This is a genomic window from Streptomyces sp. ISL-87 (assembly GCF_018614095.1).
In the GTDB taxonomy this organism is placed as follows: domain Bacteria; phylum Actinomycetota; class Actinomycetes; order Streptomycetales; family Streptomycetaceae; genus Streptomyces.
Window position 1 is genome coordinate 35,115 of record NZ_JAGGOY010000023.1, and the last position, 13,228, is coordinate 48,342.

Annotated in this window: 14 protein-coding genes and 1 riboswitch; of the genes, 8 read left to right on the top strand and 6 right to left on the bottom strand. The window is 70.6% G+C overall.

Translation table 11 applies throughout. The annotated features are described in order from the left end of the window. Window positions 1–121 precede the first annotated feature (121 nt). The 3 genes from J7I97_RS08675 to J7I97_RS08685 form a co-directional block, all read right to left on the bottom strand. Window positions 122–862, bottom strand: coding sequence for an enhanced serine sensitivity protein SseB C-terminal domain-containing protein (locus tag J7I97_RS08675; protein WP_214932441.1), 741 nt, complete (start codon window positions 860–862; stop codon window positions 122–124). 83 nt (window positions 863–945) lie between these two features. Next, on the bottom strand, window positions 946–1,680 hold the full coding sequence (locus J7I97_RS08680; protein WP_214932443.1) for an enhanced serine sensitivity protein SseB: 735 nt from the start codon (window positions 1,678–1,680) through the stop codon (window positions 946–948). Between the two features lie 317 nt (window positions 1,681–1,997). Further along, window positions 1,998–2,651 (bottom strand): AAA family ATPase, encoded by a 654-nt coding sequence (locus tag J7I97_RS08685; RefSeq protein WP_251058613.1) that lies wholly within the window; start codon window positions 2,649–2,651, stop codon window positions 1,998–2,000. Between the two features lie 221 nt (window positions 2,652–2,872). Continuing rightward, window positions 2,873–2,976: riboswitch (glycine riboswitch) on the top strand. A 177-nt stretch (window positions 2,977–3,153) separates the two neighbouring features. On the opposite strand from J7I97_RS08685, the gene gcvT reads away from it, so the two are divergent. The 4 genes from gcvT (at window position 3,154) to J7I97_RS08705 (ending at window position 7,699) form a co-directional block, all read left to right on the top strand. After that, a complete protein-coding gene (gcvT, locus tag J7I97_RS08690) occupies window positions 3,154–4,269 on the top strand; it encodes a glycine cleavage system aminomethyltransferase GcvT (protein ID WP_214932445.1) in 1,116 nt (371 codons plus the stop codon). Window positions 4,270–4,448: 179 nt separating this feature from the next. Continuing rightward, window positions 4,449–4,829, top strand: coding sequence for a glycine cleavage system protein GcvH (gcvH, locus tag J7I97_RS08695; RefSeq protein ID WP_214932447.1), 381 nt, complete (start codon window positions 4,449–4,451; stop codon window positions 4,827–4,829). 18 nt (window positions 4,830–4,847) lie between these two features. Beyond that, complete coding sequence (gene glyA / locus J7I97_RS08700; protein ID WP_214932449.1) at window positions 4,848–6,104, top strand: serine hydroxymethyltransferase; 1,257 nt, start codon at window positions 4,848–4,850, stop codon at window positions 6,102–6,104. Between the two features lie 212 nt (window positions 6,105–6,316). Further along, complete coding sequence (locus J7I97_RS08705; protein ID WP_214932451.1) at window positions 6,317–7,699, top strand: L-serine ammonia-lyase; 1,383 nt, start codon at window positions 6,317–6,319, stop codon at window positions 7,697–7,699. 98 nt (window positions 7,700–7,797) lie between these two features. Here J7I97_RS08705 and J7I97_RS08710 read toward each other — a convergent pair whose 3' ends face one another. Beyond that, window positions 7,798–8,292 (bottom strand): hypothetical protein, encoded by a 495-nt coding sequence (locus J7I97_RS08710; RefSeq protein ID WP_214932454.1) that lies wholly within the window; start codon window positions 8,290–8,292, stop codon window positions 7,798–7,800. Between the two features lie 310 nt (window positions 8,293–8,602). On the opposite strand from J7I97_RS08710, the gene J7I97_RS08715 reads away from it, so the two are divergent. Then, window positions 8,603–9,127 (top strand): hypothetical protein, encoded by a 525-nt coding sequence (locus J7I97_RS08715; protein WP_214932456.1) that lies wholly within the window; start codon window positions 8,603–8,605, stop codon window positions 9,125–9,127. Window positions 9,128–9,141: 14 nt separating this feature from the next. On the opposite strand, the gene J7I97_RS08720 is transcribed toward J7I97_RS08715, so the two are convergent. Beyond that, entirely contained in the window at window positions 9,142–9,855 is a 714-nt protein-coding gene (locus tag J7I97_RS08720) for a flavodoxin family protein (protein WP_214932458.1), read from the bottom strand. Between the two features lie 126 nt (window positions 9,856–9,981). On the opposite strand from J7I97_RS08720, the gene J7I97_RS08725 reads away from it, so the two are divergent. Continuing rightward, window positions 9,982–10,557, top strand: a complete 576-nt coding sequence (locus J7I97_RS08725) for a PadR family transcriptional regulator (protein WP_214932460.1) — start codon at window positions 9,982–9,984, stop codon at window positions 10,555–10,557. A 91-nt stretch (window positions 10,558–10,648) separates the two neighbouring features. On the opposite strand, the gene J7I97_RS08730 is transcribed toward J7I97_RS08725, so the two are convergent. Beyond that, window positions 10,649–10,861 carry an EF-hand domain-containing protein gene (locus J7I97_RS08730; RefSeq protein WP_214932462.1) on the bottom strand — a complete coding sequence of 71 codons (213 nt, stop codon included), beginning with the start codon at window positions 10,859–10,861 and terminating at the stop codon, window positions 10,649–10,651. Between the two features lie 254 nt (window positions 10,862–11,115). On the opposite strand from J7I97_RS08730, the gene J7I97_RS08735 reads away from it, so the two are divergent. Continuing rightward, a complete protein-coding gene (locus tag J7I97_RS08735) occupies window positions 11,116–11,892 on the top strand; it encodes a tRNA-dependent cyclodipeptide synthase (protein ID WP_214932464.1) in 777 nt (258 codons plus the stop codon). Continuing rightward, window positions 11,873–13,126 carry a cytochrome P450 gene (locus J7I97_RS08740; RefSeq protein WP_214932465.1) on the top strand — a complete coding sequence of 418 codons (1,254 nt, stop codon included), beginning with the start codon at window positions 11,873–11,875 and terminating at the stop codon, window positions 13,124–13,126. Before J7I97_RS08735 ends, J7I97_RS08740 begins: the two co-directional genes overlap by 20 nt. Window positions 13,127–13,228 lie beyond the last annotated feature (102 nt).

Here is a 13,228-nt window from a genome sequence, read left to right on the forward strand (position 1 = left end):
GGCCGGATTGGGTGGAAATGACAGAGGCCGCACCGAAGGGGTTCGGTGCGGCCTTCGAGACGGATGTCTCAATATGCGAAACAGCGGTTCGGGGCGCGATCGTGGCCGGATTCCGCCTGTCTCAGTACGACGGGGACTGCCCCTCGCGGTCGTAGAAGGGCCTGGTCTGCGCGCGGAGCCACATCGCGACGGGGTCGTGCTCGTCCGCCAGCGCGACCGTGCACACCGGGACGCCCTCGGGGACCGCTCCGACCGACTGCCGCATCATCTCCCGTACGGATTCCAGCGCGGGCGCGGAGGCGTCGTAGAGGTCCAGCCCGACCGCCAGGTACGGCGACCCGAGGGCCGGCTGCACCCACGCGCGGCGCAGGGACCGCACGGCGGGCGTCTGGTGCGCGTGCCGGGTCAGCAGCCCGTAGAACTGCGGGAGCTCCAGGGACGGCTCGGACAGCCGCAGCGGCCCGGCCGGCATCCGGTCCAGGCCGGTGGCGATCCGGCGCAGGTCGGCCCAGGGGATGCCCAGGCCGCCGCCCTGGGCGTGCGGGTTGAGCCACAGCCCCCAGCGGTCCGGGTAGAGGGCGCGGGCGATGTCCCGGCCCGTGACGACCTCGTAGCCCCGGTTCCAGCCGCTGGCGGCCAGTTCCTGCGGGGAGGTCACGCAGGGCGCGTACCCGAGCCCCTCGACCTCCATGCCGCCGTACTGGGCGTCCGGGGAACCCGGCTGCCCCTGCCACAGCATCATCCACAGCCGGCCCTCGGCGAGGGCGTGCAGGAGTGACTCGTAGCTCTCATAGCGCCCGGGAGTCACCTGGCGCAGCATGTGCTCGACCTGCCCGGCCGCGGCCGTGCCTGACGCACTCACCCGGTACCCCTCTTCGTCCGCCCGTCGTCCACACGTACTCAAGCCATGCGTGCGGCCCGGAAATGTAACCAGCTTAAGCGGCTCTACGGCAGGAAGAAGGGGCGCACGCGCTCACGAATCCAGTCGGTCACGGGATCCTGGGCGGCGTCGAGAAGGATCAACTGCACGGGCCAGGGCGGCGGTACGCGGGTCAGGGCCCGGCCGAGGGCGTCCATCGGAGCGTTTCGCATCTCGGGCTCCCATCCCAGGAGGTGGACACCGATGTAGAGCTCCGGGGCGCCTCCCTCGACGCTGGCGAGGCAGCGGTGCGCGGCGGCGACCACCCCGGTGGCGCGGAACTCCTCGGCGGCGGCCGCCAGGAAGTCGACCGGGTCGTCCTGCCAGTCGGGCTCGTAGAGCCGGACGCGGCCGCCGGTGGCGGGGCCGTCGAGGGGGGTCCGGCCGGTACGGCACAGCTCCGCGACGGCGGGCGGGGGCAGCGGGACGCCGACGGCGCCCTCGGGGTTCACGGCGATGCCGAGCTGCGGGGGCAGGCCGCGGGCGAACTCGACGGCCGGGGCCACGGCGAAGTCCATGCCGGGGCCGGCGCAGGCGAGGAACTGGGACTCGGAGCTGTAGACCGGGACGTACGCCGCCCCGTCGATGTCCATGGCCGGGAGGGTGAGGCCGTCCTGGTCCGGCCCGCCGCCGGCGGGGAGCGGCACCCAGACCCGGCTGCGGCCGAGCACCTCCAGGATCCGCGCTCCGGCGTCCGCCTGTCCCAGCGCCGCCCCGAGCACCTGCTCCAGCTCGTTCTCCGGCCAGCCGCCGCCGTGCATCTTCCGCCTCCGCCTGTCCGCTGCCGCGTGTCAGCCCGAGATTAGTCCGTCCCCCGCCCACGGTTACACCTGCGGTGCCCGCCGGACCACCGGACCCCGCCGCACCATCCAGCCGGGCCGGCCACCTTCAGCCTCGCCGGCGTTTGAGGCGCGGGGTCTGGGGCGGCGCCCCAGGGAACCCGGCTCCGCCGGGCACCGGGCTCCGCCCGGACCCGCGCCTCAAACGCCGGCGAGGCTGAAGTTGCCGGGCCCGAGCCTCAAACGCCTGCGGCTGGATTTACCCGCAAGCCCGGCCTCGAGGCTGGAGGTGGCGGGGGCTAGTGGAAGGCGATTCGTGTGACGCGGGAGGCCGAGTCGCGGTCCAGGAGGGTGGCTGAGGTGCAGCCCGACGGGAGGCGGCCGGACTCCGCGTCGCGGAGGAGGCGGGTCACCGCTCCGCGGTGCCGGGCGAAGGCGTACGCGGACACGCCCCGGCCCCGCGCCGCCTGCCCGGACAGGGCCTCCTGGGGTGTGGTGTCCAGGAGGACCAGGTGCAGCGCCCGGCCCCGGCGCCGGGCGGCCGCGGCGAGCAGGCCCCGCACCCAGCTCTGCGTACCGCAGTCGTGGACCACCGCCGAGGCCCCGGAGCGCAAGGCCCGCCACAGCCCCCAGTAGTGCGCGACGCGGACCAGCGGCCGGTACACGGCATACGGGAGCGCCGCCGGCATCCGGCGCTCCCAGCGTTCGCGGACGTCCTGGGAGTCGATGCCCCCACCCTCGGCGGCCCGCTTGATCAGCGTGCTCTTGCCACCACCCGGAAGCCCGGACACGACGACTATGTCCCCCTCGGCGAACCCCAGCCGCCGCGGGCCGCGCCCCCCGGCGGGCCCCCGCAGGTCTCGCACCGGCACGGGAGCGCAGGCCACCCGCTCGCCCGTTCCGCGCACGCCCCGCTGCGCCGGAACCCCGTCCACGGTGCCCGCCGTCGCCATCCCCGTCGCCAGAAGTCCGAATCGCCGCACAGTGATCGCCTCCCCCGAATCGGGCCACCAGGCCCCATGCCCACTGAATGTAAAGAGACGGTAATCCGGCGCCGCCGGTTCCGGTCCCGCACGCCTTGGATCAGCACATACTTTCGGGCCCCCACGCCCACATCCGGTCGACGCGTGCAATGATGTGCGCCATCTGGACACCAAACTGCATACCGGCCGCTTGAATCCGCGCGGGAGAGTCCCGGCACGCCGCTAGGCCGTGTCCGGGCGCCGAAGGAGCAAGTACCTCCCTTGAATCTCTCAGGCCCCGTACCGCGTGGATGAGGCAGATCTGAAAAGCGAGCCGCGCCGCCGTCAGTGACGGCAACGGCGTGTGCTCCACCCAAGGTGCAAGTCGGCGTTCCCCCTCGATGGGAACTCTCGGCGAACCTCTCAGGTTCCGATGACAGATGGGGAGGATCGTCCTCGTCATGTCATGCCCTGGGACCCGGGAGCCACACCCATGAGCACTGCCCCCCGCCTGACCGCCCTCGATGCGCTGCACCGCTCGCTCGGTGCGACCATGACCGACTTCGCGGGCTGGGACATGCCCCTGCGCTACGCCAGCGAGCGCGACGAGCACAACGCCGTCCGCACCAAGGCCGGTCTCTTCGACCTGTCCCACATGGGTGAGATCACGCTCATCGGCCCGGAGGCCGTCAAGGCCCTCGACTACGCGCTGGTCGGCAACATCTCCACCGTCGGCGTCGGCCGCGCCCGCTACACGCACATCTGCCAGGAGGACGGCGGGATCGTCGACGACCTGATCGTCTACCGCCTCGGCGAGACCGAGTTCATGGTCGTCGCGAACGCCTCCAACGCCCAGGTCGTCCTGGACGCCCTGACCGAGCGCGCGGCCGGCTTCGACACCGAGGTCCGCGACGATCGCGACGCGTACGCGCTGATCGCCGTCCAGGGCCCCGAGTCCCCCGGCATCCTGAAGTCCCTCACCGACGCCGACCTGGACGGGCTGAAGTACTACGCCGGCCTGCCGGGCACCGTCGCGGGCGTGCCCGCGCTGATCGCCCGTACCGGCTACACCGGCGAGGACGGCTTCGAGCTGTTCGTGGCCCCCGAGCACGCCGTGGAGCTGTGGCAGGCCCTGACCAAGGCCGGCGAGGGCGTCGGCCTGGTCCCGGCCGGCCTGTCCTGCCGCGACACCCTGCGCCTGGAGGCGGGCATGCCGCTGTACGGGCACGAGCTGACCACCTCCCTCACCCCGTTCGACGCGGGTCTGGGCCGGGTCGTGAAGTTCGAGAAGGAGGGCGACTTCGTCGGCCGCGCCGCCCTGGAGGCCGCCGCCGAGCGCGCCGCCACGAACCCGCCGCGCAAGCTGGTCGGCCTGATCGCCGAGGGCCGCCGCGTCCCGCGCGCCGGCTTCCCCGTCGTGGCCGACGGCCAGGTCATCGGCGAGGTCACCTCGGGCGCCCCGTCCCCGACGCTGGGCAAGCCGATCGCGATGGCGTACGTGGACGCGGCGCACGCCGCGCCCGGCACCTCCGGCGTCGGCGTGGACATTCGCGGTACGCATGAGCCGTACGAGGTCGTGGCCCTGCCGTTCTACAAGCGGCAGAAGTAACCCCGACCCCGACCCCGACCCGTACACCGTCTCGGGGCGTCGCGGGGCGTCTCACCACGCCTCGGCACGGCCCGGTACACCGCGGCACGCCCCGGCTCGCCCCGGAAACGCCGTCAGTACGTCTCGCCACGCAAGACCACTGTTCGTATCCACTCCCCCGCATCCAGGAGAATCAGGTCATGAGCAACCCCCAGCAGCTGCGCTACACCAAGGAACACGAGTGGGTCACGGCCGTCGACGCCGACGGCGTCGCCACGGTCGGCATCACGGAGTTCGCGGCCAACGCGCTCGGTGACGTCGTCTACGCCCAGCTCCCCGAGGTGGGCGACACCGTGACGGCCGGCGACACCTGCGGCGAACTGGAGTCGACCAAGTCCGTCAGCGACCTCTACGCCCCGGTCACCGGCGAGGTCGTCGAGGCCAACCAGGACGTCGTGGACGACCCGGCACTGGTCAACTCCGCCCCGCTCGCGGGTGGCTGGCTGTTCAAGGTCAAGATCACGGACGAGCCGGCCGACCTGCTCTCCGCTGACCAGTACACCGCTCTCACCGCCGGCTGACCCACCCGAGGGATAGACATGTCTGTTCTGAACACCCCCCTCCACGAGCTCGACCCGGACGTCGCCGCCGCCGTCGACGCCGAGCTCGTCCGCCAGCAGTCGACCCTGGAAATGATCGCGTCGGAGAACTTCGCTCCGGTCGCCGTCATGGAGGCCCAGGGCTCGGTCCTGACCAACAAGTACGCCGAGGGCTACCCGGGCCGCCGCTACTACGGCGGCTGCGAGCACGTCGACGTCGTCGAGCAGATCGCGATCGACCGCATCAAGGCGCTGTTCGGCGCCGAGGCCGCGAACGTGCAGCCCCACTCGGGCGCGCAGGCCAACGCCGCCGCGATGTTCGCGCTGCTGAAGCCGGGCGACACGATCATGGGCCTGAGCCTGGCCCACGGCGGTCACCTGACCCACGGCATGAAGATCAACTTCTCCGGCAAGCTCTACAACGTGGTCCCGTACCACGTCGACGAGACCGGCCAGGTGGACATGGCCGAGGTCGAGCGCCTCGCCAAGGAGTCCAAGCCGCAGCTGATCGTCGCCGGCTGGTCCGCCTACCCGCGCCAGCTGGACTTCGCCGCCTTCCGCCGCATCGCGGACGAGGTCGGCGCGTACCTGATGGTCGACATGGCGCACTTCGCCGGACTGGTCGCCGCGGGTCTGCACCCGAACCCGGTGCCGCACGCCCACGTCGTGACCACCACCACGCACAAGACCCTCGGCGGTCCGCGCGGCGGTGTCATCCTGTCGACGCAGGAACTGGCCAAGAAGATCAACTCCGCGGTCTTCCCGGGCCAGCAGGGCGGCCCGCTGGAGCACGTGATCGCGGCCAAGGCGGTCTCCTTCAAGGTCGCGGCCTCGCCCGAGTTCAAGGAGCGCCAAGAGCGCACCCTCGAGGGCGCGAAGATCATCGCCGAGCGCCTGGTCCAGTCCGACGTCACCGAGGTCGGCGTCTCCGTCCTCTCCGGCGGTACGGACGTGCACCTGGTCCTGGTCGACCTGCGCAACTCCGAGCTCGACGGCCAGCAGGCCGAGGACCGGCTCCACGAGATCGGCATCACGGTCAACCGGAACGCCATCCCGAACGACCCGCGGCCGCCCATGGTCACCTCGGGTCTGCGGATCGGCACGCCGGCCCTCGCCACGCGCGGTTTCGGCGCCGAGGACTTCACCGAGGTCGCCGAGATCATCGCGGCCGCGCTGAAGCCGGCGTACGACAGCGACGACCTCAAGGCCCGCGTCTCGGCGCTCGCCGCGAAGTTCCCGCTGTACCCGACGCTCTGATGTGACCGGGGAGGGCCCGGTTCCTGTTTCCGCAGGGCCGGGCCCTTCTCATGGCCAGTGCCCGCCGCCCCCGTGGTGGTCTCCTCGGCAGGCGGACGAGACATTCCGTTCACCTGTTCGCGTTAAGCTCGTCTGTCGGACCGGACAAAATCCGCAGATCCGCCCCTCCTGCCCCGCCTCCCACCCACGAGCAGACATAGGAGTCCGCAACCGTGGCCATCTCCGTCTTCGATCTCTTCTCGATCGGCATCGGTCCTTCCTCCTCCCACACCGTCGGACCGATGCGCGCGGCGCGCATGTTCGTGACCCGCCTGAAGAAGGACGGCGTCCTCGCCCAGACCGCGTCCGTGCGCGCGGAGCTCTTCGGCTCCCTGGGCGCCACCGGCCACGGCCACGGCACCCCCAAGGCCGTGCTCCTGGGCCTGGAGGGCCACTCCCCGCGCACCGTGAACGTGGAGACGGCGGACGACGAGGTGGAGCGGATCCGCCGGACGGGCCGTCTGCGCCTGCTGGGCGCGGACATAGGTGAGGCCCACGAGATCGCGTTCGACGAGCCGAACCAGCTGATCCTCCACCGCCGCCGGTCCCTCCCGTACCACGCGAACGGCATGACGCTCTTCGCGTACGACGCCGCCGGCACCCCGCTGCTGGAGAAGACCTACTACTCGGTAGGCGGCGGTTTCGTCGTGGACGAGGACGCGGTCGGCGAGGACCGGATCAAGCTCGACGACACCGTCCTGAAGTACCCCTTCCGGTCCGGCGACGAGATGCTCCGCCTCGCGAACGAGACCGGCCTCTCCATCTCCTCCCTGATGCTGGAGAACGAGAAGGCCTGGCGCACGGAGGAGGAGATCCGCGAGGGCCTCCTCGAAATCTGGCGCGTCATGCAGTCCTGCGTCTCGCGCGGCATGTCCCGTGAGGGCATCCTCCCGGGCGGCCTGCGGGTCAAGCGCCGGGCCGCCTCCACGGCGCGCCAGCTGCGCACCGAGGGCGACCCGCTGATGCACCGCAGCGAGTGGACGACGATCTACGCGATGGCGGTCAACGAGGAGAACGCGGCAGGCGGCCGCGTCGTGACGGCCCCCACCAACGGCGCGGCGGGCGTCCTCCCGGCGGTCCTGCACTACTACATGAACTTCGTCCCGGGCGCGGACGAGGACGGCGTGGTCCGCTTCCTCCTCGCGGCGGGTGCGATCGGCATGCTGTTCAAGGAGAACGCCTCCATCTCCGGCGCCGAGGTCGGCTGCCAGGGCGAGGTCGGCTCGGCCTGCTCGATGGCGGCCGGCGCACTCGCCGAGGTGCTGGGCGGCACCCCGGAGCAGGTCGAGAACGCGGCCGAGATCGGCATGGAGCACAACCTCGGCCTCACCTGCGACCCGGTCGGCGGTCTGGTCCAGATCCCGTGCATCGAGCGCAACGGCATGGCGGCGGTCAAGGCCGTCACCGCGGCCAAGATGGCCATGCGCGGCGACGGCAGCCACAAGGTCTCCCTCGACAAGGTCATCAAGACCATGAAGGAGACCGGCGCGGATATGAAGGTCAAGTACAAGGAGACCGCCCGCGGCGGCCTCGCGGTCAACGTCATCGAGTGCTGACGCGGCTCGCGCGGTCGTCGTACGCGGTAGTCGTAAGTACGCGGTAGTCGTACCTCAGGGGCCCGGCGCGCGCGCCGGGCCCCTGACGCGTCCGGGGGCTACTTCCTCAGCTCCTTGAGGCACGCTTCGGCGAAGCCGTCCACGGCCGTGTCCAGCGCCTTGAGGCTCTCGGGGGTGGGAGGCGTATGCGCCTCGGCGGTCACGGTCACGTCGAACAGCAGGTTGCTGTCCCGGACGTGGAGCTCCCGTACCTGCCGCAGCTCGGCCGGCTTGTGGTATCCGAACCGAAAGGCCTCCCTCCCGACCTTCTCCACGGGAACGAGACCGCTGTCCGCGATGTCTTTGCCGGTGTTCTCCCGGTCCTTGGCGTGGACGTCCTTGGCGAAGGCGACGCTCTCGGTGAAGGCGAAGTCCAGCTCGACCTTCACGTTCCCCCACGTGGCCGGACCCGTCTCGACGAGCTCCTGTACGCACTTGAACCCGGGCGCGCCCCCGCCGGACCGCCCGCTGCGGTCCGCGACCTCCTGCCGCGCCCCGAGCGGATCGGCCAGCTTTCCGTACGGCATGTCGTTGCAGATCTCATCGGTCGCCACCCACGGGTAGCCGCCCTTCCCCTCCTACGACACCTCCCGCTCCCCGTCACCGCACCCGGCGACCGCCAGCGCGAGGGCGAGGGCCCCCAGGACATGACGTGACGATCTGAGACGACGCATCTGCTTCTCCCCTGTAGCACGGCCGTTTCCCACCGGCCCACACTGCCACCCGGACGGGGCGCGCACCGGCGATCTCCCACTTCCCGCGGCCCGCCGGACGACTCGTCCGCGTGGGGTGCAACCAACGGTGTGCAGGGAATGTCTTATGTGGTGACACCAGTCCCCGTCTCTCGAGAATCGAGGGGACGTCATGAACCACCCACGCCGCCGGCAGGCCACCGCACTGGCCACGGGCGTTCTGCTCTCCGCCGGGATCGCGCTCGCCGCGCCGGCCTCCACGGCCGCCGCCACCGGCGCCCGCGCACGCACCACCCAGACCCCGCTCGTCGTCAATGCCCGATGGGGCGGACACTGCACGTACGACCGGATCGTCATCGACCTGCGGGGACACGTCCCCTCGGTCACCGTCACCCCGGTCCCCCGGCTCTTCTACGACGGGTCCGGCAAGCCCGTCCCGCTCGCCGGGAAGTTCTTCCTGGAGATCCGCCTGCATCCCGCCGCCGCGCACGATGACGCCGGGAAGAACGTCTACCGCGGGCCGAAGCTCATCAAGATCTATCTGCCCCAGCTCAAGGGTCTCGCCCTCACCGGCGACTTCGAGGGGTACGTCACCTTCGGCGCCGCCTTCAACACCAAGCCGGTCTTCAGCACGCACAAGCTGCACCACCCGGAGCGGTTCGTCCTGGACGTCGCGCACCGGAACGTCTGCTGCTGAGCGGGCCGGACGGCTCAGCGGTGCTCGGGGTTCGGGAAGTCGAAGCGGCAGCCCGCGTCCCACTGCGAGCGCTGGTTGCCGTAGGCCGGAATCCCGCCCGCGCGCTTGAGCAGGGCGGCCAGGTGCATGAGGTTCCAGGACATGAAGGCGGTGTTGCGGTTGGTGAAGTCGTTCTCGGGGCCGCCCGAGCCCGGGTCCAGGTACGAGGGCCCGGGCCCGGCCTCGCCGATCCAGCCCGCGTCTGCCTGCGGCGGGATCGTGTAGCCGAGGTGCTGGAGGCTGTAGAGGATGTTCATGGAGCAGTGCTTGACGCCGTCCTCGTTGCCGGTGATGAGCGCGCCGCCCACGCGCCCGTAATAGGCGTACTGGCCCTGCTCGTTCAGGAGCGAGGAGCAGGCGTAGAGGCGCTCGATGACCTGCTTCATCACCGAGCTGTTGTCGCCCAGCCAGATGGGGCCGCACAGCACGAGGATGTCGGCGTCCATGATCTGGCTGTAGAGCACCGGCCACTGGTCGCTCTCCCAGCCGTGCTCGGTCATGTCCGGCCACACACCGGTGGCGACGTCGTGGTCGACGGCGCGGATCAGTGAGGTCCGGGTGCCGGCCGACTCCATGACCGCACGGCTCCTCTCGATCAGACCCTCGGTGTTGCTGGTCTCGGGCGAGCGCTTGAGCGTGCAGTTCACATAGACGGCGGTCAGGTCTGAGTAGTCGTAGTCAGCAGCCACGCCCCCAGCCTGTGCACGGCCGGGCGGGCCCGCCACCGGGCCGCGCCCGTCCGGGCCACCGGGGTGGCCGTCGCCCGCGGCGACGGCGTCGCCGTTCCGGAGTCCGGGCAAACCTAGGATGGCGGCATGTCGCTCCCGCACGCCATCCTCACCGCCCTGCTCGAGAAGCCCTCGTCCGGGCTGGAGCTGACCCGGCGGTTCGACAAGTCGATCGGGTACTTCTGGTCCGCGACGCACCAGCAGATCTACCGCGAGCTCGGCCGGCTGGAGGAGGCCGGGCTGATCCGGGCGCTGCCCAGTGAGGTGCCCGTACGGGGGCAGAAGAAGGAGTACGAGGTGCTGCCGGCCGGTGGCGAGGAGCTCGCCCGGTGGGTCGGCGAGAGCCAGGACCCCAAGGCCATCCGGGACCCGCTGCTGCTGCGGATCCGGGCGGCGGGCGTGGTGGGGCCGCAGGGGCTGGCCGGGGAGCTGCGGCGCCATCTGGAGCTGCACCGGCGGCAGTTGGCGACGTACGAGGCCATCGAGGAGAAGGACTTCCCGCCGGGCCGGAACTCCGAGGAGGACCGGCTGCGCCGGCTCGTGCTGCACGGCGGCATCGGCCTGGAGACGTTCTGGCTCCGCTGGCTGGAGGAGGCCCTCACCGAGGTCGAGGACATGGCGCGGGGGACGAAGGGCGACGCGGCGCCGCCCGACGGCGCCTGACACCCCCGCCGGCTCAGCAGGCCCAACCCAGCCCGACGCCCCCGCCCGCCCGGCAGGGGGCGGTGGCGGGGGCGGCGTGGGTGGCGTGGGGCTACTTGTTCAGGGAGGCCCAGAACTCGTCGAAGCTCATCAGGCCGTCGCCGTTCGCGTCCTTGTCGGCGATCACGGCGTCCGCGACCGCGCCGGTGACGTACGCGTCACCCATCGCCTTCATGGCCGCGCTGTACTCGTCGGCCGTGACGAAACCGTCGCCGTCCGCGTCGAACTTGCCGAACGTCGCCCGTGCGCTCTCGATGTCCGCCACTGGGTCCACCCCTTCTTGGTGCTTGTTGACCGGCCCAGGGTAGCGGCATCCGGACCGCGCTCCGTCCTCGGGTCCCGTTCGGTCGGCAGAAATAAATTCAATTACCCTTCCGCGATGCGGAAGCGATAATTCCAGCCACCAAATCAAGCCCGGACTTGTCACGCTCCGGGGCCACGGCATAACGTACCGACATTGCCGCCACACCAGGAGCGCAGGGCTCCCAGGGACATGCGGCAACAAGGGCGATCACACAGGTGACGATCACAGCCGACGCATCATTCGAAGTTCTGCCCTTCACACGCACTTGCCGCCATATCTGGGAAGACGGCGACCATGTGCTCATCGGAGTGAGTCCTGGAAACAGCTACTTCAGTTCCGAGCGCATCACCAGTCTTGCCCAGTGGGCCACGACCCGCTTCGCGCAGGTCGACTTCGTGTACGCAGACCTCCACGTCGACCGGATGTTCGCCGCTTTCGGCTACACCCGGGAACACGCCGAGAAGCGTGCCACGAAGGAGATCAAGGCGGTTCGGCGACGGATTCTCAAGGGTGTGGAGGAGTCAGGACCTCCGCAAGCCGAGATCCGCGTGAGGGCACTTTCGGAGTTCCAGTCGAACCCCGTTTACCAACTATTGCACCGGCGCGTACTGCACTTCCTGGAGACCGACACAGAATTCCGCAAGGGCTGCGAGGAAATGGCCCTGCACTTTGTCGGATCGAAGTTGCCGGAAGGTGAATCGATTACAGACGACCAGTTGCAGGTCTGTTTCGATTACATGGCGGCAGAGCTGCCGTTCTTCGTGGACACCCCGAGCATTCTCGACGTGCCGTCCTCCGTGGCGGCCTACCACGTCAAGATGCCGCTCACGGATGTCCTCTTCGCGCGGGGTGGGGGCCTGCGTGCGACGAGGAACCAGGCCTATGCCGTCGTACGGCCCGAGGCCGGCCAGACCCCGCGGCCGGTGCCGGCGGCGCCGGCCGAGAACCACGCACCAACCGAAAGGAACGTCGATGAGCGTCGAGCAGCTTGAGGGACGGGAGACCGGAGGGACCGGGGGGACCGGTGAGGCCCTCCTCGACTTCCCGCTCTCACGGCGCGGAGACGTACTCCCGCAGGAGTGCGCCTGGCTGCGCGAGAAGGCTCCGGTCGCCAAGGTCCGTACCCTCACCGGGGACCCGGCCTGGCTGGTGAGCAGCTACGCGCTGGCCAAGCAGGTGCTGGAGGACGAGCGTTTCAGCCTCAAGGACACGGCGAACGCCGGCGTTCCGCGCCAGTACGCACTGACGATCCCGCCCGAGGTCGTCAACAACATGGGCAACATCAACAGCGCCGGGCTGCGCAACGCGGTGATGAAGGCGGTGAACCCGCGCCAGAAGGGGCTTCAGGACTTCCTGCGCGCGACGGCCAACGAGCTCATCGACCAGATCGTTGCCGAGGGCGGCCCGGCCGACCTCCGGGCGGGGTTCGCCGACCCCTTCTCGGCGGCCATGCACTGCCAGGTGCTGGGTGTGCCGTTCGAGGACTGGCGGCGCCTGATGTCGGGGCTGGACGTCGCGTTCATGACCGCCCGCGAGCCGTTCGCCGACTCCGCGCTCAACTGGTACAAGGACGTCGGCTACTTCGCCGACCGGCTGAACGCACAGCTCGCGCTGCCTGCCGAGGAGCGTACGGGGCTCCTCGGCAAGTTCGCCGAACTGAAGGAGGCCGACCCGGAGTCGGCGCACCTGACCGACGACATGTTCGCGACCGTCGCCGTCTCGCTGTTCGGGGCGGGGGCGGTGTCCACGTCCGCGTTCCTGGTGCTGGCCGTCCTCGCGCTGCTCCAGAAGCCCGAGCTCATCGGCTACCTCCGCGCTCACCCCGAGCGCATGGGCAAGGCGGTGGACGAGCTGTTGCGCTGGAACCTGTCCGTGGGCGACGGCCTGCCGCGCATCGCCCTGGCGGACGTCCAGGTCGGCGACGTCCTGGTCAAGGAGGGCGAGCTGGTGCTCGTCCTCCTGGAGGGGGCCAACTTCGACCCGGAGGCGTTCGAGAACCCGGACGAGCTGAACCTGGAGCGGGAGAGCCCGAACGCGAACCTGGCCTTCGGGGCGGGCCGGCACTTCTGCCCGGCCTCCGCGCTGGGCCGGGCGCACGCCGAGATCGCGCTGGAGGTCCTGGTCGAGCGGCTGCCCGAACTGCGCCTCGCGGTGCCGGCGGAGAACCTGGTGTGGCGTACGGGCTTCATCAAGCGGCTGCCGGAGCGGCTCCCCGTGGCCTGGTGACGCACCGCCGCAGCGGCATATGAGCGTGCCCCGGGAGCTGTGCGAGCTCCCGGGGCGCCTGCCTGACCCGAAGGGCCGGGCACCTAGTGCCGTGGCCGGAAA

Bases quoted from the DNA above. Each gene is read 5' to 3' on its own strand.
- J7I97_RS08680 (WP_214932443.1), bottom strand. From the start codon at position 1,680: ATGCACGGCGGCGGCTGGCCGGAGAACGAGCTGGAGCAGGTGCTCGGG.
- J7I97_RS08685 (WP_251058613.1), bottom strand. From the start codon at position 2,651: ATGGCGACGGCGGGCACCGTGGACGGGGTTCCGGCGCAGCGGGGCGTG.
- gcvT (WP_214932445.1), top strand. From the start codon at position 3,154: ATGAGCACTGCCCCCCGCCTGACCGCCCTCGATGCGCTGCACCGCTCG.
- gcvH (WP_214932447.1), top strand. From the start codon at position 4,449: ATGAGCAACCCCCAGCAGCTGCGCTACACCAAGGAACACGAGTGGGTC.
- glyA (WP_214932449.1), top strand. From the start codon at position 4,848: ATGTCTGTTCTGAACACCCCCCTCCACGAGCTCGACCCGGACGTCGCC.
- J7I97_RS08715 (WP_214932456.1), top strand. From the start codon at position 8,603: ATGAACCACCCACGCCGCCGGCAGGCCACCGCACTGGCCACGGGCGTT.
- J7I97_RS08725 (WP_214932460.1), top strand. From the start codon at position 9,982: ATGTCGCTCCCGCACGCCATCCTCACCGCCCTGCTCGAGAAGCCCTCG.
- J7I97_RS08740 (WP_214932465.1), top strand. From the start codon at position 11,873: ATGAGCGTCGAGCAGCTTGAGGGACGGGAGACCGGAGGGACCGGGGGG.